General features: G+C 46.0%; 17 protein-coding genes. 10 read left to right on the top strand and 7 right to left on the bottom strand.

The window, feature by feature from the left end; all coding sequences use genetic code 11:
- Positions 1-133 precede the first annotated feature (133 nt).
- A complete protein-coding gene (locus tag GOU96_RS08480; RefSeq protein ID WP_267781559.1) occupies positions 134-4951 on the bottom strand; it encodes an anthrax toxin-like adenylyl cyclase domain-containing protein in 4818 nt (1605 codons plus the stop codon).
- Between the two features lie 695 nt (positions 4952-5646).
- Entirely contained in the window at positions 5647-6552 is a 906-nt protein-coding gene (locus GOU96_RS08475) for a manganese-dependent inorganic pyrophosphatase (RefSeq protein ID WP_258454834.1), read from the bottom strand.
- Between the two features lie 185 nt (positions 6553-6737).
- Between GOU96_RS08475 and GOU96_RS08470 the strand changes: the two genes are divergently transcribed.
- Both GOU96_RS08470 and GOU96_RS08465 read left to right on the top strand, forming a co-directional pair.
- Positions 6738-7955 carry a putative manganese transporter gene (locus GOU96_RS08470; protein ID WP_324701953.1) on the top strand — a complete coding sequence of 406 codons (1218 nt, stop codon included), beginning with the start codon at positions 6738-6740 and terminating at the stop codon, positions 7953-7955.
- 63 nt (positions 7956-8018) lie between these two features.
- Entirely contained in the window at positions 8019-8750 is a 732-nt protein-coding gene (locus GOU96_RS08465; RefSeq protein ID WP_000458607.1) for a substrate-binding periplasmic protein, read from the top strand.
- 3 nt (positions 8751-8753) lie between these two features.
- On the opposite strand, the gene GOU96_RS08460 is transcribed toward GOU96_RS08465, so the two are convergent.
- From GOU96_RS08460 to focA, 5 genes are all read right to left on the bottom strand, one after another.
- On the bottom strand, positions 8754-10490 hold the full coding sequence (locus GOU96_RS08460) for a glycoside hydrolase family 36 protein (protein WP_175248059.1): 1737 nt from the start codon (positions 10488-10490) through the stop codon (positions 8754-8756).
- A gap of 198 nt (positions 10491-10688) precedes the next feature.
- On the bottom strand, positions 10689-13151 hold the full coding sequence (torA, locus tag GOU96_RS08455; RefSeq protein ID WP_076008219.1) for a trimethylamine-N-oxide reductase TorA: 2463 nt from the start codon (positions 13149-13151) through the stop codon (positions 10689-10691).
- A gap of 23 nt (positions 13152-13174) precedes the next feature.
- Positions 13175-14359: a pentaheme c-type cytochrome TorC gene (torC, locus tag GOU96_RS08450; protein ID WP_000838524.1), complete on the bottom strand. Its 1185-nt coding sequence runs from the start codon at positions 14357-14359 to the stop codon at positions 13175-13177.
- A 46-nt stretch (positions 14360-14405) separates the two neighbouring features.
- Positions 14406-14588: a trimethylamine N-oxide reductase system protein TorE gene (gene torE, locus GOU96_RS08445; RefSeq protein WP_001286267.1), complete on the bottom strand. Its 183-nt coding sequence runs from the start codon at positions 14586-14588 to the stop codon at positions 14406-14408.
- Positions 14589-15265: 677 nt separating this feature from the next.
- Positions 15266-16108 (bottom strand): formate transporter FocA, encoded by an 843-nt coding sequence (gene focA, locus GOU96_RS08440; protein WP_000400843.1) that lies wholly within the window; start codon positions 16106-16108, stop codon positions 15266-15268.
- A gap of 351 nt (positions 16109-16459) precedes the next feature.
- Between focA and GOU96_RS08435 the strand changes: the two genes are divergently transcribed.
- The 8 genes from GOU96_RS08435 to GOU96_RS08400 all read left to right on the top strand — a co-directional run bounded on the left by GOU96_RS08435 (position 16460) and on the right by GOU96_RS08400 (position 20833).
- Positions 16460-16693 (top strand): TIGR02647 family protein, encoded by a 234-nt coding sequence (locus tag GOU96_RS08435; RefSeq protein WP_000673327.1) that lies wholly within the window; start codon positions 16460-16462, stop codon positions 16691-16693.
- 103 nt (positions 16694-16796) lie between these two features.
- Positions 16797-17627 (top strand): NAD(P)H-binding protein, encoded by an 831-nt coding sequence (locus tag GOU96_RS08430; RefSeq protein ID WP_032478175.1) that lies wholly within the window; start codon positions 16797-16799, stop codon positions 17625-17627.
- Entirely contained in the window at positions 17620-18267 is a 648-nt protein-coding gene (locus tag GOU96_RS08425; protein WP_000044445.1) for a YdcF family protein, read from the top strand. Before GOU96_RS08430 ends, GOU96_RS08425 begins: the two co-directional genes overlap by 8 nt.
- A gap of 213 nt (positions 18268-18480) precedes the next feature.
- Entirely contained in the window at positions 18481-18705 is a 225-nt protein-coding gene (locus tag GOU96_RS08420) for a hypothetical protein (RefSeq protein WP_000422989.1), read from the top strand.
- A gap of 232 nt (positions 18706-18937) precedes the next feature.
- The gene (locus tag GOU96_RS08415; protein ID WP_000811598.1) at positions 18938-19483 is read left to right on the top strand and encodes a septation protein A; all 546 of its coding nucleotides are present in this window, start codon (positions 18938-18940) and stop codon (positions 19481-19483) included.
- Between the two features lie 159 nt (positions 19484-19642).
- Positions 19643-20062, top strand: a complete 420-nt coding sequence (gene yciA, locus GOU96_RS08410; protein WP_001077272.1) for an acyl-CoA thioester hydrolase YciA — start codon at positions 19643-19645, stop codon at positions 20060-20062.
- A 74-nt stretch (positions 20063-20136) separates the two neighbouring features.
- Positions 20137-20433, top strand: coding sequence for a YciI family protein (locus GOU96_RS08405; RefSeq protein WP_076008216.1), 297 nt, complete (start codon positions 20137-20139; stop codon positions 20431-20433).
- 1 nt (position 20434) lies between these two features.
- The gene (locus tag GOU96_RS08400; protein ID WP_000725069.1) at positions 20435-20833 is read left to right on the top strand and encodes a GspS/AspS pilotin family protein; all 399 of its coding nucleotides are present in this window, start codon (positions 20435-20437) and stop codon (positions 20831-20833) included.
- Positions 20834-20876 lie beyond the last annotated feature (43 nt).

The following is a 20876-nucleotide window of genomic DNA, read 5'->3' as shown; positions in this document are numbered from 1 at the left end:
AATTTTCGAGGGATTTGCCCCATTGCACAAGAAAAATATCCATGGCAACACCATGCTTTAAGGGTCGATAAACATAAAAGGCAGTAAAAATAAGCGCCCAATCATGGGCGCTTCGTTAAATCAGAAGTTAGTTTTAATCGAGAGGCAGATCTGGCGCAATCCATTCTCCATCAGCATCCTGCTCGATACGTAGCAATTGATCGCCAGCAGGTGTTCTTAGGTATCTCTCACCCTCCACCGTCACCACGTGATAGTAGTAATGGCCTACTCGCACAACACGGATGAAACGACTTATCCATTGTCCACCAAAATAAGTTTTAATGGTGGCTTTATGTAGCCCGTTAGTGGCTATCTGAATATTAGTGATTTGATCTCTTACTCGATACATTTCAATTTTTTGCGCGGGAATTTTTCCTTTCGGCAAGGCTTCATCAAACGGTTTCGGACGATAAAACTCAATTTTTGCTGCATCAATATTGCCAAATAACAGCTGATCCACTTGTTCGCGAGCATTCAAATAAGCGTGGGATAACCGATTTTTCCGTGCTAATTGGGCATAGTTTTCTGACCATTTGGTGTTGAGCGGACCAGTAAAGTGCACATTGGTCATCAACTGATGGAAATTCGCAAAGTCATCGACATTTTGCAAAATAATGGCGCCATTCTCATCGACTTGGAAGAAGTCGCGCAATCCACCCTGACCGGGTCCAAAAGCATCATCATTCAGATATTGTTTAGGCACAAAATAGGTGGCCGGGAAGTTATCATTAATCACTGCGCCGGGGTTGGCATCATCCGCACCGTGGTGCACTAACTCCATGCCATTGCTTCTGCCTAAGCGACCATTAATTTTGTCTTTTAGGCCGATAACTCGGTCTGAAATAATCCCAAGGTGCATATTATTTACCTTGTTGTACAAATCTTCGTTTTCAAACAACTCCTTGATCTTTGGAGCTAATTTTTCAGGATCCTTGATGGACTTTTTCCAATCCGCCCACGGCTCCGGCATTTTGAACATATCGGGAGCGCCGTAATCCGAAATATGCGTCATCACACTAAACAAGTCATAGTCGGCCGTCATCGGTTTTCGACTGGTGGGATTGCCCATCACCATCAAAGGTGTTGGAGCGATAGTATTGCCATTCTCAACCACATACACCCTCCACAATCCCTGTTCATCTTTACGGTAGTGAAGCTCGACACCATTGGAAACCCCATAGTACATACCAGTCTCAGAGCTATATTCCAGTTCTGGGATTAATGGATTATCACCACTTTGCAACTCTTTTAAGCGCTTATCATCAATACTCAAATGTACGGGCACAGCGGCACCACTATTGATCGCATTGTCTGAGTATTGATTAAAGCGATCCACCTGCGCTCGAGCGGATGCTTTCGCGTATTTTTGATCCACAGGAATAAAACCAGCGTGTGGTCCCCAATCCGAACTTTTGGATTTAATCAGTAAGCTCTTACTGCTGTACAGCCCCGATTCCAACAAACTGCGGTTATTCGGGTCAACAAATCGAATACCAATTACCAGGTTTTCTTCGTCGGCAATGTTCGCGATTACTTTGCGGTCCGTGCTTGGAATACCCACGACTTTATCTGGATCAAAATCTGGGCGATCTTTGGATGAGATACGAAAATCGCGAGACTGATAGACTTTCGGGGCATAAGGATCGGTATTTTTGCGCTTAATCTTCTGTACTCGCTGTTTGATTTTGAGCGAAGCGGATTTGGCACCTTTCACAATATCCGTAACAGGCAGCACGTTCATTTGATCAAAGATGGTTTTGGGTAAGCTTAACCACGCGTCTTTAGCCTGCTTTCGTGCCACTTTCAGATCAACATCAAACACCTCACCCACCACACGTTTATTACTGCCGATCTCAATGACGTTAATGGCAGAATTAACCTTATATCTTCTCGGTAATGACTTTGAAATAACCTTCCCGGTCATTTTTCCGGTTGTAAAAGCCGCCTTACCGATTGGTAAGAAAAAGCCAACATCAGAGATAAGACCAAGCGACCCCATACCGTAATTTCCTTTTTGAAAATCTTCCACGGTAGCCCAAACCGGAACAATCGCCTGCATAACACCTTTCGCATAATCCCATGCTGTTGTGGTAGTTTTTAACTGATCTCGATTATCTATCATATGTTTAGATATAACACTCGCGATCAAATCCTGATCCAAACCATAGCTCATGCTTGCTTGCGTATACTGGGATTTACAGTAGTTATACCAAAAATACATTGACTCCATATTCTCCCAAGTACATTTAGGGGCAACGCTTGGATTCAATTCAGAAAAAAGAGGGGATTCATCACTTAAATCATTGTAATCCAAATCCTGATCTCTAAACGAAATACTATCGATATCAAATAGACCAGCAATAGAGCTTGGCAAGCGCACGGTATAACCTAAATTGGTACTGGTTAAGATGTATGCCTTGGCCTCTGCATCAGTTACGCTTGTGGCAAGCCCATTTCCACCAACCGTCTGTTGTGCTTTATACAGTTTTATTCCGTGATGTAGTCGAGCAGCACCCTGTTTTGATTTTCCTAGAGTAAATTCTGATTTACCTGTCAATTTTGCTTTAGACTCAATAACTGCGCCTAAAAATGAACCGAGCTTTTTCGATAAACGATTATGGTTTTTATGCCATTCATTTTGCACTGTATTAGTAAGGCTACCTAATGCTTGGTTATCTTTCTGAATCCAACTAGCATCTACATCGTAACCATAACCTGGAAGTAGACTCAATCGACCATGAATCAAATAAGGTTTCCATAATTCATTCACTGCATGATGACCAATCCCATAACCATAAAGCCTTGATTTTGTATACATTTCATCCGTTAATGGATACATATGTATATACTCAACAGCCCCTGGCTGACACTCAGTATACTCATCAGAACAATCAGACATCTGTACATCAACGACTACGATTTCTGATTGAAGATCTTGATAGGTGCTATGCCATGACAATAAAGAATCCACGACCGCATCTTTTCGTTGCTCGTCACTCATATTGCCAGCGAATTTAAGCGGCAAGTTTGAATCAGTAAAAGTTGAATAGACTAAATCACGAAACGCTTGTTTCACATCCAGTTGGGTCAAACCAACCTCTTGCAATTCATCAAACAGCGCTGGCTCCAAACCGCTGCCGATGTAAGCTTCTAAAGCTTTTTCGGTCAATTTTAACGACAAGCGATGCAGTAAGCTGGATTTAATGTTATTGGGCGATCCATAAGTGTAAACCGTGTCGATACCGACGGCATCAAGGGCGGCTTTCACGCTGAGCATCTCCCAATCTTCTAAATTATCCGCTTCTTTTTGATAAACAGTCGCCGCAATTTGTACGAAGTTTTTACCTAAGAAGCCCCCTTCGACACCTCGGTTATTGATCGTACCCGCTTCAATATCAATACTCACCTCAGGGTTGTTTGAAGAAAATACCGCCAGTGCTAGCTCTACCCCATCCAAATCAGGATAACGCATCGTAATTTGCATATGTAAGTACGCATCGGTCGGATGAATATTCAGCTCATGATCCAAACTTTCACGTGGAGGAACAAAATCCCAAGGAGGAATTGCTACAACCGATAACGGCTTAAATGAAAAATCACTATTCCAAAACATGGGTAGATTCCCCTTGAATGGCCCGTCAATCACTTTCTTATTTTGAATCTCCCCTGCAAATGAGTAATAGTCCGATATTCCAAGACTCCAATCTTTAGGTATGTATGCAGATAACGGCTCTAGCATATTATCGTAATAATCACTGAACGTAGCATCCAGGGCATGACCAATATACATACCGTGATCTTTGAATTTTCGAACAGAAATGGCTTCCCCTCCAAAATTTGACTTGGAATAAATCTTTGGGAAGCCGATATCGAGTGAATCCTCTGACATTTGATCATAGTTATCTTCGATATTTGACCACTCTCGTATCAAGTGTTCATTGAGAAACTCTGCATTATTGAGCAATTGCATACTTGACGTAATATTGGGGGAATATTGGAACGCTAGTGATGCTTGGATTTGCTGTTCACTACCGTATTCAAAATGCGAGTCTTGCTCTAACTCCGCCAAAATATGTAGACGCAGTAAGGCTGCCAAACGTGACCTATCAATATTTTCCGATACAAGCCCATGCCTTATCGCAGGCTCAATCAAACTCGTTTGCAAAAATCGCTCAATATTTTCCTTGGTTTTTTCTTCAAGGAAATTGCGTGACAAGCCGTTATTGTATGCTCCCTTTACGCCGGTTTTTCCCGCTAAAACCTCTTTGACAAAGATTGCATAATTTACAACGTTACTGGTGTTTTTGAGTCGATAATCCTCTTCACCAATCGAGATAGGAAGCAAATCAACAAAGTCAGCACTCAAATCTTGCTGCAAGCTAATCAGAAACGGCACGCTGAGAAGATCGGTCAACATTAACAGGTTGGAAATTGGCCCAGCCTTCACAGCTTGCTGCTCATAGAGTGCAACGCCAGACTGCAAATCGTAACTTTGTTGTACTAATTCACTACGTACATGACCGGGAAACGCCACATTGGTAACAATACATTGGGCATCAGGGTCATTATCCCCTGTGGTCATTGCATCACGTTTGAATGATAGTATCCCCGCCTGATCGTCGAGCACACCAAAATAGACCTCTTTGGAGCGGTAGGGACTTTTCCCCCTTATCTGCCCGTTGTATCGCATCACTTCAACGTTGATTATGGTGCCTTTGGCTATCTTATAATCTTGTTGAAACTCTGTATCTACCGAGACTTGGCAAGCGTATTTTTCAGTATCAGAATAATAGACATTTTGCGCAGAATACCTTACTGGCAAAGCACCATAAGCTATATTAGGTAAAATACTCAACACTGGAAGCATGGCTGAAAAAATCAAGCTATGCCTAAGCGATTTCTTTTTTTTCATAAGTAAGAAAATTCCTATTTATATTTTAATTAGAATCCCACATCCAAATTCATTAAGTTAAAATATCATTCCATTGACGCATAGGGATAGATTGAGTCTTTAAGACAATAGTTAAATAACAAGTTTGTTAATTAGAAAATATTTAAAAATAGACTAGCACTGATTATTAACACATGAAAGCGCTATAATTAAACCACATCAATAAAAACAAAATAATCAATAAATCGATTTGAAAACAAAGAAATTTAATTAAAGCAATGTGAAATAAGTTTAAATTAAATAATTGTCAATTAAAAATCTATAAGGCTAAAACATTAACCGTTGAAATTAAAATGACAAAATCATTAACAATACATTCAGTACAAATTTATCATCAAGGTGTTTTTGTTAATTTAATTGGCATTAATATTATTAATGGTGATACGCAACCACCTACTGACATGTAAGTCAAATAATTGAAATTTTAGATAAACGGTAAGGGATAAGAGTGTAGGTATAGGACGAGCATAAATGAATGCTAGACATTCCCACCCGGCATCGATAACACGGGTGGGAATTCGAATAGATGAAACTATACCCAAACGACTTGGCGTTGCAGGCAGCAAGTGAGTTCATCCCTATGAGCCTAGACAGACTATGTGATTGAGGAGAACGAAGGCCACTGCTTCAAGTAGGAAGAAGACCAGCGTATGAAATCACACTAACTCTGTTTGTAGCCAAGGCCAACCTTGCTTCTTACGGCTTAGGGTATTTTCCATCATCAGTACGCCGTCTTTTGCATGCTTAGCCAGTTTGTCTGACCATTCTCCTTTAAACAGCAGACGAGTTTGCGCGGTAGTGATGTCGGTCAGCATCAGTGCTGCAAGAGCCAATGATTCCTCATCACAACGACGTTGCAGATCTGCCTCCAAGGCATCAATCATATCCACGACTTGCTCTAGCGTAGCCAGTTCAACCTGACCTACCACCAACTCACGGCCATTGAATGGGTAAGCTTTAAGATCTTTTTCGACCAGCTGCGCCGCACTTAAACCTTCAATGTCAGTTTTCGCAATCAGTAGCGCTTTGATAAAGCCTTCCAGATCGGTAATGCCCGCTAATACCGCTAACTCAGCCACCGCATCACGATCTTTTTGCGTGCAGGTTGGTGAGGCAAAGCCAACCGTGTCAGACAAAATGGCAGAGATCATCAGTAACGCGAGTGGGCGTGTGATTTCTGCATTTTCCATTTTGAACAGATTGAACAAAATAGTGCTGGTACAACCGACAGGCCAAATCCACGCTTCCAGTGGATTCACTGTCATCACATCACCAAGACGATGGTGATCGACAATCCCAAGAATTTCGGCTTGATTGAGATCATCCGGTGCTTGCGCTAAATCGGTGTAATCCACTAACCACACTTGTTCGCCCGACACACTGGTACGTAATTCTGGTTGCTCAACGCCTGCCACATTCAGAATATGTTGCGTTTCACGGTTGATTTCACCTTGGCGTACCGCCTTCGCTTTTAAGCCACGCGCTTTTAAAAGCTCAGCCGCCACTAATGCGCTACAAATACTGTCACTGTCTGGGTTTTTATGACCAACGACTAAAATCATTCTGTTACCTATTTTCTCTTTGCCATCAAACGGGCGTAAACAAAGGGTGCACTCTACTCAATTTCATAATTTCTTCATGGTGCTAAATCAAAAAAACCTTTTTCTGCCAACAACTCGCTTGAAATTGCGAATAGTTCTCAACTATATTATCGATAATAATTCTCATTCATTGCGCGCGGTATTCTATGAACTCTTTAAAATGGCCAAACATGGCAAATCATCGCGTCCTTGTCTCTCTGTTTAACCTCAGATACAAGCGACTGCTGCTGCCTATCGCTCTCTTTGCTTTGCTTGTCAGTGAGAATACTCGCGCAGTGACAGTCGAAACCTTAGCGGATTCATTCTGGGCAGTGTCAACTTATGTGGCCTTTACTTTAGCGATTTATCATTGGGTGTCTCGCTGGCTGGATGGTGCACACGCTTTAGTCAGCGCTTATCACCGCTCGCGAAACCTACAAGTGGTGATTGCCGCTCTACTGGGTGCTTTGCCAGGTTGCGGAGGGGCGATTGTTGTCACTACGCAATTTGTCAGCGGCAAAGTGGGTTTTGGAGCTTTGGTCGCGGTATTAACGGCCACGATGGGCGATGCCGCTTTCTTGCTGCTCGCCAGCCAACCAGTGACTGGGCTTTATGTGATTGGGATTGGGGTTGTAACGGGTTGTATCACTGGTCTAGTGATCAATGCTCTGCATCGGGATGATTTTATGCGTCCTGCGCTCACTGAACTGAGCAATAAACTGCGGACATCTTGCTGCTCCGCCACTAGCGCCGTCTCTTTTAAAGCGATCAATCTCCAAGGGTTATTCTGGAAATACCTTTTACTCCCTGCATCCCTAGTGGCGTTTGCCTCTTCATTTCAAATCGACATCAACCAAGTGTTGTCACTGCCTGAAATGAGTATCGAATGGATCGGTGCTTTACTGGCCGTTAGCAGCATGTTGCTGTGGGCGCTCACGCAAGAAATTGAAGATTATCAATCAACCGTGAGTGAAGACGATAAAATCCGCACTTCACACCCGATGCAAAAAGCCGCGCAAGATACCAACTTCGTAAGTGCGTGGGTGATCATCGCCTTTCTTGCCTTCGAATTGACCCTGCACTTTACGGGATTTGAAATTGGCGCAAATTGGGGGAATTGGGGGAATTGGGGCGTATGGATGCCTGCACTCGGCATTGTGATTGGCCTCTTACCCGGCTGCGGACCGCAGATCCTCGTCACCAGTCTGTACTTGTCGGGCGCGCTTCCGTTTTCGTCCCAATTGTCGAATGCGATTTCGAACGATGGTGATGCGCTATTCCCCGCCATTGCGTTAGCACCGAAAGCCGCGTTAATGGCCACGCTCTATTCCTCAATTCCCGCCGCGATAGTGGGCTACGGTTACTTTTGGTTGTTTGAACGATGAGATAGCCATACTCATACTCTAAACAGTGACTATACTCACTACTAGTCTGGTAGGAGAGCTTGTATGTTTTGTTTTGGGCGTGAAATGTGCTTGTTTGGAAGGCTTTTTTCTATCCTTGTACTTAGCTTACTCGGCATCTCACAAGTTAAAGCCTATGAGATCGCCTTAGGTGAGACTTACGTAAATGAACTGTTCACAGAACAGAATCAATTAGTCAAATTAACGGATGATCTTACCTCGATATACCAACAAATCGGTATATCACCCACCTTCGTCGTACTACCCGATGAGCGAGCCGTCAGGATGAGTAATGAGGGACATTTTCAAGCGTTGGATTTACGAATTGGCGGTCTGCCTAATGCCAGCAATCTTATCAAAGTCGAGCCCGCGCTTTATTCAATGACTGTTGTCGCTATTTCCGCCAATCAAACCTTATTCTTCGACGATCTTAATGCATTAAAAGATCTCAAAATTGTCATTCTTAATGGTACGCAATATGCCAAAGAGCTGAATTTAGGCAGCCAAGTTTATCAGGTCAACTCTGCTCAATCTGCCGCCGAAATGGTCAGCAAATCACGCGTCGATATATGGCTCACGGCCGTTCCAGTTTTCTTCCAGGTAAAAAATCAATACCCTAAACTTAAAGTGGTGAGTAACCCTCTCTTACAAGAGGAGCTTTATCATTACGTTCACCAAACTCAAAAAGACCTCTTGCCACAATTGAGTCAGAGTATTGAAAAATGGCAACAATCCCAAAACCTCTCCATCGAGCCAAACAATAATCTGGTCAAATAACCATTAACCCACTGTAAAAATGGCGCGGCTTTGTAACCCCTTCTCTAAGTTAACGATGAGCAGTTTGGAAGGTTCGCTGCTTAATTGCTCTCCTGTCCAATAGTCATACCATTGCACCGGATGATTGGCGACCAAGGTAAACTCCTGAGCTTTACCGTTGAAGTTAAACAAGCAGTGCAGATCATTCTTATCGGTCAGCGGTAAGAAGGCATGGCGCATGCTCAAGGAAGTGATTTTGGCCGCCTTCTGACTGTATTGGAATCGTTTGAGTAAACGTTTCAGGCTCTGTTTTGCAAACGGTGTTAATTTCGGCAGTGGGTCGCCTGACAATAGCAAACCACCGCTGGCAAGCAGCAAATTACGGTGGAATTCGTAGCTGGCGCGATCGGCACTTTGATTGGGCAGCGAGGTGAGCGTTAAGCAATCCGGATCGATTTGCCACAGTTGCCGGTGCTGCCAACTGCGCATTAAGGTTTCACGCGCAATTTGGCAAAAGCGATCGGCATTGCGCTCTACATCATCCGACACACGCATTGCATCCACCAAACCCAGTGAAGGCCACATCGGCGCATTACAACCGAGTAGCCACCCATCGCCTGCGCCTTCCGCGATGGCTTGCATCCCCATTCGATACGCTTCTACACCCGTAACACCCGATTGAAAACGCTGGCCTTGTAGCGTTCCCCAGTAGTTGGCATCCAGCTTAAACAGTTCAACGCCCCACTCTTCACGCAGGGTTTTGACCACTTGGGTCAAATGCTCTTGCACGTCAGGATGAGAGCAATCCAACACATACCAAGGAGTACAACGCCAACCGCCATAAGTGATCTCTTCGGCTTTGAGTGGCTGACCTGCGGCATTTTTCACAAACCAGTCTGGGTGCTGACGAAAGACCGCAGAATCCGCTTCCGCGATAAAAGGGGCAAGCCAGATAGCGGGCTTTTTACCTTGTGCGCGAATATCGGCAATCACTTGCTCGATACCACTGGGGAATTTTTGGGATGGCGTAAGCCAATCGCCCATAAAGGCTTGATAGCCGTCATCCAGCAGCACCCATTCCAATTCTGGGTGACGCTCCGCCAATATCGCGACATTCTCTTTGATATCTTGCTCGGTCACCTCTGCATAATAGGCGTACCAAGAACACCAGCCCATTGGTGCGGGATCTTTGAGATGGGGCCTTGGCGGATGGTGGCGAGAAATCGCCTCGGCATAGGCTTGGTAAAGCTCCGACATGGATTCGCCTTCTAAGCAAATCACCGATTCCAACTGATTGGTGATCCAGTCTTGTGGGCGGGTTTCCTCTCCATCAATAAACGCGCTTAACACCCAGTGCTGCGGGTGACGGTGCACTTCAAAAAAGCCCGCAAAACGCTGGCAAGAAGTAAAGCCAAACAACAGATAGCGGCCAGCGGCCTCTATCATCAAGGTATTGTAAAAACGCTTTGGCGCATCATGCGGGTAGATGCGGTAACTGAGATTGTTATCTGGGCATCGTCCAACTTCTTGGATATGGCTTAGCGTCCCTGAGACTTGCGACAGCATTTGAAAGCCATCCCCCACTAAGCGGGCATCCGATTCGACATCCAGTAAAGTGCTAAACAGTGGATAACGGCGCTCAAAAGGTCGATTGTGTAACCCGATATACCGAGCAAAAAGCTCATTGCCTGCGATCTCCAGCTCAATATCCGCTTGCTGCACTAGGATTTCTCGCCCATTCGCTAATCTGAGATGGCTCATTGATTCTCTCCTTTTTGCTCTGAGTGTCTGACCAATGGCTTACGCATGACGTTAATTGGTTCACGTTTTGTGTGTTCCAACCGTATCCAACGGTTCATTTGGCGACAGATTAAGCGGATTTACGGATAAAAGAGAAGAAAAAAGCCAGCGTTGAACGCTGGCTTGAGGGATAACGCGCATTTTACGTTAAAGAGATGACTAGATGACTTCGATTGGGCCACCGAATGAGGTTACAGGAGGTACTTCACCACGGAATTTCTCAAAATCAACGATACAGGTATTGGCAGAAGTGGCTTGCGCCAGCTCTGACGTTCCCAGATCCAGAGTCAGAGTATTGGGATCGCCGTAAGTACAGATCGCCCCAACTTTCTCTGTCAATGGGCCATACCAAGCCCCCTCTTCAATGCGGATCACGCCACGTGGATAGCTGTCACTCAGCACCGCTCCCGCCAATAGCTGACCACGGTCGTTGAACACGCGCACCAGATCGCCATCTTTAATGCCTTTGGCTTTCGCATCCACAGGGTTGATGTACACTGGCTCACGCCCCTGCACTGCGTAAGTCGCGCGGAATGCTTCGGCTTCACACATTTGTGAGTGCAGACGCTTATCTGGGTGGCATGATTGCAACCAGAACGGATATTTGTCAGAGCCCGGCCCCCCGTGTGAACGTTCGGTTTTCTCAAACCACATTGGGTGTTCTTGGCAGTGTTCATAACCGTAGCGACCGATCTTACGTGACGTAATTTCGATAAAACCAGAAGGCGTACCCAATGCATTGATTTCAGGATCTTTGCGGAAATCCGCATGACGAACCCAAGGTGTGCCTGTACCAAAATCAAGGAAGCCTTTTTCCCAGAACTCATCGAATTCCGGCATAGCAAACTTGCCTTCGTTGGCTTTCTTACACTCGTCATACAGTGAACGTACCCACTCCATCTCATCCATGCCACGGGTGTACTCTTTTTCACGGCCAAAACGACGAGTCAACTCGGTCATGATTTCAAAGTCAGTACGTGACTGGAACAGCGGGTCAACCAAACGATGCATCGCAATCAGGCCTTTACCGGAGTAGGAACCGTAAGAGTCGATGTCGTTACGTTCCCACTGGGTACAAGCAGGCAGTACGATGTCAGAGAAGCGGCAGGTTGCCGTCCAACTGAAATCAATCGTCACCACGGTCTCCAGTTTCTGGAACGCACGCTTCATTTTGTTGCGGTCTTGATGGTGGTGCCAAGGGTTACAACCCGAAATCACCATCATCTTGAAACCGGGCAGCGTGACTGTATTTCCGTTGTGGTTGATCTTCTTACCCGGTTCGAGAATCGCATCAATCCAGCGAGCAACCGGAATCGTGCGGCTGTAACCGTTGAAGTCATTGTTATCCCACTTCGGCTTCGCACCTTGGTCTAGGTTACGCGGGAAACCGCCAGGACCCGCAAACCCCGTTGAAGGTACGCCGATACCAGAGTAATGGTGGCCATAAGAGATACCACCACCCGGCAGACCGATTTGACCAATCATCGCCGCCAGTACCGCGCCCATCCAGTACGGCTGCTCACCGTGCTCTTGACGTTGGATACACCAACCGAACAGCAGCTGAGTACGACCATTCACCAGCATACGGGCGAAATCGCGAATCGCCTCTGGTTTCACGCCACAGATTGTCGCTGCCCACTCAGGCGTTTTCTCAACCTTATCTTTGCTCTTACCCAGTACGTAAGGGATGAACTCTTCAAATCCCAAGCAGTAAGTTTCAATGAACTTCTTGTCGTACAGATTTTCGGTATACAGCACATGCGCGATCGCCAGCATAAACGCCACGTCAGTTTGTGGGTTGATGTACAAGTGATCGTTTTGTAAGAAACGCTGCGTTTTGTTTTTCACTGGGTCAACGGAAACCACGTTGATCTCGCCTTTTGCGACTTTCTCTTTCAGTTGATCAAGATAGCCGAAAGACTGGTGCGTTTCACAGTTCCAACCCACTTGCAGGTTTTTCACCGGATCGTTTGCCCACAGAATGATGTTGTCTGAGTTGTCTAAAATCTCGCTCCAAGAGGTACCTTGCGCGTAAACTTCGGTAGAACCCAGTACGTAAGGCATGATGGTTTGGCCAGCACCGGTCGAGTAATCCCCGACTTTGGTGATGTAGTTACCATGCATACCCACAGCGCGTTGCATCATCGCGGTACAGTTGTGGAAAGCACCGGTTTGGTTCCAACCGGTTTGACCCGCGTGCAGTGCCCATGGGCCATACTGCTTCTGCACACGTTCTAATTCACGGTAGAACAGATCCATCGCTTCATCCCAAGTCACACGGATAAAACGGTTGTTACCACGGGTTTCTGCGCTGTATTTGTGTTTTTTCAACCAATCGAGGCGCACCATTGGGTAACGCACGCGAGATGGGCTGTACAGAATGCCTTGAATGCCGTTCAACATTTCCGTTGGGTGGGTATCCAACTCCAACGCTTTCAACTCTTGAACCTTACCGCCGTAGATGTGGGCGCGGAATGCGCCCCAGTGAGAACCGGAGACTTTCCAAGTTCCCGTGGTTTCTGCCGCTTGGGCAGAAACTGAGGTCAGTAGGCTTGGACCAATGATCGACGCCGCACTGGTGGTTGCGACACCTTTCAGAAAACTTCTTCGTGTAATCGCCATGTTATGACTCCGTATGACGTTGCTTAGTGATGGCCTTCAGCGAAATCTGAAGAGTGTTTTTGCAGATACTTGAGTACCAGTGCTTCACTGTCGGTATCGAAGTTGACGAATGCCAACATACCGTCGAACATGCCAGGCCAAGTGTTGGCATCAAAGTGCGCTTCATCCGGTTGGGTGTGACAGACAGAACAGTTGGTCTTGTAAGCTTCACGCGCTTTTTCCCAAACTGGGTTGATATCGTTCAGCATGGCTTCTTTTTTCATCCACACTTTCGCGCTGACTTGCTCCCAAGGTAGACCCGTCATGTCATCGACTTTCTGCTCACCCGTGGTCACAATCGCATCCGACATGGCGGCCTCTTTCAGTAGCGACGCCACCGCGATGTTCATGCCGAAATCTTCTTGGATCACACGGCCAAAACCTTTCGATTTACGCCAGCCGTTGATCTCCACTTGCATCATGTCGCCTTTTTCAGTCAGCACTTTCACTTCAGAAGCAGGGTTGAGTAGACCCGCTTCCACTTTGGCTTGATCATCTTCATACACAGGGAGGAAACGCACGCTGACTAAGGTTTCACCATTGGAGTATTTGGTGTTGGATGCCATCCCTTCTAGCTCACCAATCAAGCCGCTTGAGCTCTCCATGTTTTTCGGTAAGTTGTGGGCAATCCCCTTGTGGCAATCGATACAGCTTTGATCGCGCTCTGCCGCTTGCTTCATTTGGATGCGCGCCGTTGCAGACATTTGCTCAAAATCCATCGATTCATAGTTGTGACAGTTTTTACACTCAAGGGATTTGTTGGCTGCGAAGCGATCCCACTCGTGTTTTGCCAATTCAATTCGACGCTCTTCAAACTTTTCTGGTGTATCTAAATCACCAAAAATTTGCGCGAACACTTCTTTCGAAGCTTGCATCTTACGCGCGATTTTCGCCGTCCACTCATGAGGGACGTGGCAATCAGGACAAGTAGCACGTACGCCAGAGTGGTTTTTCCAGTGCACTGTGGTTTGCAGCTCTTGGTACACGTTGTCACGCATGGTGTGACAACTGATACAGAACTCTTCCGTGTTGGTCGCTTCCAAAGCAGTGTTAAAGCCGCCCCAGAAAATTACCCCAGCGATAAAGCCACCGAGAGTCAATACCCCCAAGCTAATGTGTACCGCGGGACGCGTCATGGTGCGCCACATTTTTAAAATTAACGATTTCATGCTTTCTTCTCTTAGCTAAGTCATTCAACAGTAGAAATGGAGGTGGTTAGAAACCGCCGTGCAGACCTGGAGGACCAAACACGAACATCTGCAGCATCCACACAATGAATCCATATCCACCCACGAAAGCCACGCTTAAGATGGGAAAAAGAACCACAGTGATGAAGAGGAATGACTTCCACTCCAGAGAGCGTTTTTCACCGCTTTCGACTTTATTAACATCACTCATACATTTGCCTACTTTATTTGCTGAAATTTCCGCCACTCTTATTTTTCAGAGCGGCGACAAATCAAATTTAATTAAGGCGAATGTTAGACCATACATTTAATAGGGTTCAATCTAAAACCATCGCCCAACCCTTGTTAATCAACACTTTTTTGAGTTAGAACGGAGTTGTGTCTGATTAAAAAATGAGATGAAAAATTATGAACGGTTATGACAAATTAATATTGTTTTTATTTTGTGAATTTAAAACAAAATAAAAACAAACAGCCTATTTTAGCCAAGGCATATTTTTCGTTTCACCATTCAAATAATGACAAACCGTAAATATCTATACCCAAACTACTTGGAGTTGCAGGTTGGCGATAGAGAACGATTGGAGTGAACGACACTAGCCAACACCGCTACAGTTTCAGGTGAGAAGGAAATATTGGCATTGCTGCGCCCCAAAAGTAGGCAGATTGCACAAGAAATGCGCACCGCTCCTCACAGAATTCCATTCGATAAGGTTACACACGGCGTTTGCTCTGAGTTATCCACAGAAAATGTGGATAAGGCTACTGGTGTCGAAAAGCGATTGCACCACGACGATAACCCCATGAGTGCAAGGAAAAACAGGTAAAAATCCCCGAGTAACACTCAGGGATTGTGGAGTATTGGGGAGGCGCTGATGGTTGTCAGGATTAATCTTTTAGATAGATCAGCCAGTACCACATGCCAACAAACACACCGCCACCAACAATATTGCCTAAGGTCACTGGAATGAGGTTATTGACGATGAAGTTAACAAAGTTGAGATCTGCGTACTGAGCGATATTCGCTCCTGTCATTGCCCAAAAACTCTCTGGCGCAAAATACTTAATCCCAATCGCCATCGGTACTTGGAACATATTGGCAATACAGTGCTCAAAACCGGAAGAGACAAACATGGCCACCGGCAGGATCAAGACCATCACTTTATCGGTTAACGAGCGGGCACTAAAGGTCATCCAAACCGCCAAACAAACTAGGATGTTACACATCAATCCAAGCGCGAAAGCTTGCAAGAAGGTGTGATGCAATTTGTGCTGGGAAATCGCCATCGCATTTAAGCCAAGCTGACCACCATCTTCCATAAACTGACGGGTGGCGAGCATGATAAACACTAAGATAATCGAACCACATAAGTTACCGAAGTAGACCACCGTCCAGTTGCGAACCAGCTCTTTCCACGAAATTTTACCACTCGCTTTCGCCACCAAAATCAACACTGAACTGGTAAACAGCTCACCGCCAGTAATGACGACTAGGATTAAACCTAAGCTAAAAGCTAAGCCGCCGAGCAGCTTAGTCACCCCGTAAGGCATATCGTGAGCACCAGTCGTGACTACGGTATAAAAAACAAAGGCAATACCGATTTGGATGCCAGCAGAAATCGCCAACAGGAAAGATTTGTACGCCGCTTTTTTAGCTTTACCTTCACCCGTAATGGCGGCACGTTCAGCCATCTGGGGTGGGAGAAGAGAATCGAATTGGTTATGTTCCATGAGCTTGTTACATTTTGACACACAACAGAAGAGGTGGCGGATAATCGCTCTATTTCCCCTTGAGTTCAAGGGCTATTTGTCATGTTCACGAAAAATGTTTAGATACCCGTCCTACTTGGAGTCACAGCGCGATTTTCTCCGTCTATTCACCTCAACTCTCGCGTTCGGTGGTCACCTTGAGCTTCACTCCTCTCGCAGTGACTTTTGTGCTGTTGTTCAAAACATTTCCCTCATTTTGCGCTGAAAAAAACACCAGATCGGGTCAAGCTAACAGTTCTGCGAGCACAAGATTGCGTGTTGATGCTGCGCAGCCTATTGTTGCCGCAACAACAGCTTAAAAAGGTAATAGCCATGAAATTCACTCAACAACACATCGATGAGCTTAATTTACTGCTGCAATTTGATTTGAGCAGCGCAGCGACTGGCATCAAAGTGCACCACGATGCGTCTGAAGCGGTACAAGCCGCTGTGGTTCGTCTGTATAACAAAGGCTTATGTACTCAACCTGATGGTGGTTACCTCACCGATGAAGGCATCGAGATTGCCGAACACGCTGACCGGGTACTGCGTGTACTGAACGCGTAATCCTGTTTTGAATGAGCGCTTTACTGCGCTCATTGCCTTTCTCCCTTGATTCCAACTGTGTTACGGTAGCCACCTCATTCGCTCTTAGATAAAGGATGAACTGATGAAAAGAGTTGTCGTGATAGGTGCAGGATGGCTAGGTTTGCCACTGGCACAATGGCTTAAGCAACAAGGCCATATTGTGTATGCGACACGCACTACCCCACAGGCTGTTAAAACTCTTGAAGATCAAGGTATTGAGAGTTTTGTTTGCCAATTAGATCAACCCGATGGCTTAAGCGATGCTTTGCTTGAGCGGCAATGCGATACCGTCATTGGCTGCTTTCCTCCCGGTTTTCGTCAAGGCGCTGGCGAGCACTATGCCAAACATTGGCAAAACTTGGTGCAGCATGCCAAACAGGCCAATATTCAAAAACTGGTGATGATCAGTTCAACCTCTGTGTATCCCGATATCGCCAAAGCGATGAATGAACAAGACGCCTCTTTGGCATTAGCACTGGATAATTCCGCTTTTGATGCGAAAGCGCGCATCTTACTCAAAGCCGAACAGCATGTGATCACCTCAGGTATGGATTACACCATTCTGCGTTGCAGTGGCCTGATAGGGCCTAAACGCCACCCATCACGCTTTGTCAGCAAAATGGCACAAGTCAGCCGACTCGCGCCAGCCAATATGCTGCATCTGTATGACGCGATTGGTATCGCTCATTTTTCACTAGAGCAGCTCCCCTACTCGATTATCAACGCCACAACCCCCAACACGGTCAGTAAAGCGGAGTTTTATCAGGCCGCACTCGACGCAGTAGCAAGCGACCTGCCTCTGCCACCGCTATGTGATAAAGAGGAGAAACGGATTGTGTGCGACAAATTATTGGCAGCTGGTTACCGTTTTCATTTCTCTCACACCTTAGAGGCTGTGCACGGTTATGAGTAAACGCTTGTATCAACAGATTGAAACCCTTTGGGATTACTTGCAGTTGCACCAACAACCCGACGTTGCGGATCTGATTTTGGTGCTCGGCAGTAACGATGTCCGTGTGGCAGAACATGCGGCAAAACTCTACCACCAAGGCCTTGCCCCTTATGTACTGTTTTCGGGTGGCTTTGGCCGTTTTACTCAAGGGGTATTTAACCACAGTGAGGCGGAGACTTTTGCCGCAATCGCTAAAGATGCTGGTGTCCCTGAACACGCGATTTTGCTTGAGACACAATCGACCAATAGTGGTGAAAATCTACATTTCAGCCATCAGCTATTGGTGCAACAAGCTTGGCCTGCCAAACGCATCTTATTGGTGCAAAAACCTTATATGGAACGTCGCGCTTATGCGACATTTATGCAACAGTGGCCAGAATCGGTCGAAAGTGTGCAGGTCAGCTCACCCGCAGGCAGTTTTTTTGACTATTTGACTTCAGAACTCACCAGTGATTTTGTGCTCAATGCCATGCTGGGCGATTTTGAACGCATCCGAGATTATCCAGCGCTGGGTTTTCAAATCACGCAACCTATCCCAGAGCCAGTGATGCAGGCCTATCAAGCCTTGTTGCCATTAAAAGTGAACCTTGAAATGTCATGATTGTGGCATCGGTTTTGCTTAGCTATTTTGGGGTATAGGTTACTTTTTTAGATAGTTACTTTTTTAGGTAGTTACTTTTTTAGGTAGATGCTACTTTTTGAATAGAAGTGACTTTGGAAATGGAAGTGACTTTTTGGATAGAAGTGACTGTTTGAGTAAAAATGAACGTTGGGGTCGCCTCCACTTTCCAAACAGCAATCAAGGAGTTTGATTATGGAATTACAACGTCACCACTGCTACGACCTTATTCACATAGGAATGCGTGAATTGTTGGAAGATCGTATGGGCTATTACTCTGCGCTTGATTATCAGCAGACCTTGTATGGCATGACGGGTAAATCCAGCTGTTTAACCATGTCCGATGATGAATTAGCGTCAACCCTCGAAGCCCTAAGAAGCGAAGGCTACCTTCACGAATTACATGACTTTTCGAACTAGTCTGATGGCTCAGGTAAGTGCACTTATCTTCGTCATGTGTTACAGATGAGGATGGCGAAAGCCATCCTTTGTTTATCTCCGCCTCCCTCCTGACTTCAAATCATTACAGCCTTGAGCATGACTTAAGCGACCGGCGCTTGCCTCTGTAGAGAATCCAAACATCGCTTAACAGTTTTTCTTGCCAAAGAGTTTCGCTACACTGTCGCCACTCATTTGACTGGACGTACCCAAAATGAAACAACTGCTCGACTTTATTCCACTGATCATTTTTTTCGCTTTATATAAGTTTTATGACATCTACGTAGCAACAGGGGCGCTGATCGCCGCCACGACAGTTCAAGTGATTGTCACTTATGCTATGTACAAAAAAGTGGAGAAAATGCAGCTCATCACATTCGTGATGGTTGCTCTGTTTGGTGGCATGACCTTAGCCCTGCATGACGATAACTTCATCAAATGGAAAGTGACGATTGTGTATGTGGTTTTTGCGCTCGGTCTAACCATCAGCCAGATCATGGGTAAACCTGCGATCAAAGGGATGCTCGGTAAAGAGCTCACCTTGCCGGATGCAGTATGGTCAACCATTAACTGGGCATGGGTGATGTTTTTCAGCGGCTGCGCTGCACTCAATCTTTATGTTGCCTACCACCTACCGCTTGATGTCTGGGTCAATTTCAAGGTATTTGGTCTGTTGGCGGCAACCTTAGTGTTTACTCTGCTCACGGGAGGCTACATCTACAAACACCTTCCCCATGAACCCAAACAGAAGAACCAATAAATTGTCCTGATGGCATACCCAAACGATTTGGCACTTCAAGCAGGAAGGAGATTGGCTGGGCATAAATGGATGATCCAGTGACGAATTTGTGGTTATAATCCGCCCCCTAATCCACAGCGACCGTATTCGGTCGCTGTTTTGTTTGCTGTGGATCCCCAAATGAATCAAACCGTAAATTCACCTAAAGGCCAGCTTCTGCTGCGCACACTCGCAATGCCTGCCGATACGAATGCAAATGGCGATATTTTTGGCGGCTGGATCATGTCTCAACTCGACTTAGCGGGCGGTATTCTCGCTAAAGAGATCTCCTGTGGACGCATCGTGACTGTTTCTGTTTCCAGTATCACTTTTAAAAAACCTGTCAAAGTCGGTGACGTGGTATGTTGCTACGGCGAATGCACCAAGATTGGCCGCACATCGATGTCGATCAATCTCGAAGTGTGGGTTAAGCCGGTCAAAGAAGAGGGGGTCGGCGAACGTTTTCAAGTGTGTGAAGCCACCTTTAACTATGTGGCGATTGATGCAAATGGCCGCCCCAGAGCAATAAGCCTCAGCAATGGATCACAGAAATCATCTTGATAGGCTGTGTTTCACAAGCGAGTTGCGTAGAGTATTGACTTTGCTTTTGGTCAGTTGATAAGGATTAAAGTGTTATGTGGTATGTGATTTTTGCGCAGGATGTCGAGAACTCATTAGAAAAACGTCTGAGCGTGCGCCCAAAACATCTGGAGCGTTTACAACAACTGCAATATGAAGGCCGTCTGCTCACAGCAGGCCCTATGCCAGCCATCGATTCCGAAAATCCGGGACAAGCAGGCTTTACTGGCTCTACCGTGATCGCGGAGTTCGCCTCCTTAGTTGAAGCACAAGCTTGGGCGGATGCCGATCCTTATGTCGCCGCGGGTGTTTATGCCAACGTCATTGTTAAACCTTTCAAAAAAGTATTCTGATATGAAAAAAATCGTCCTGAGCAGCGTTATCGCCTCGACTCTCCTTCTCGTCGGTTGCAGCTCTGGCTCAGCAGAAAAACAGCGTAACCTTGAGCTATTGGCGGGTAACCGCGCCAGCTTACTCTCGACCGAGTTACCATTGGAGTTTGGCCCACTGAATATTCTCCGTGCTACCGCCAAAGGCAGTACTGTTGAGCTAATGATGGTGTACAACACGGATGCCAATAATGCCAAACCGACCGAGCAAGTACTGCAAAGCGCGGTCAGTAGCTTCTGTGCTAACAAAGACATCCGTTCGAATCTGGATGTTGGGATCAGCTACCGCATCCAAATGCGCAACACGCGTGGTCAATTAATGGCCGATCAGTTGGTCACGAAAGAGAGCTGCAAGCAAGGTTAAGCGAGTTTGCAGTCATCGAGCTATATCCAAACGACTTGGAGTT

Source organism: Vibrio sp. R-1 (assembly GCF_035615595.1).
GTDB classification, from domain to species: Bacteria; Pseudomonadota; Gammaproteobacteria; order Enterobacterales; family Vibrionaceae; genus Vibrio; species Vibrio cholerae.
The sequence above is the reverse complement of the archived record's forward strand: the minus strand, read 5'-3'. Positions and strand labels throughout refer to the sequence as shown.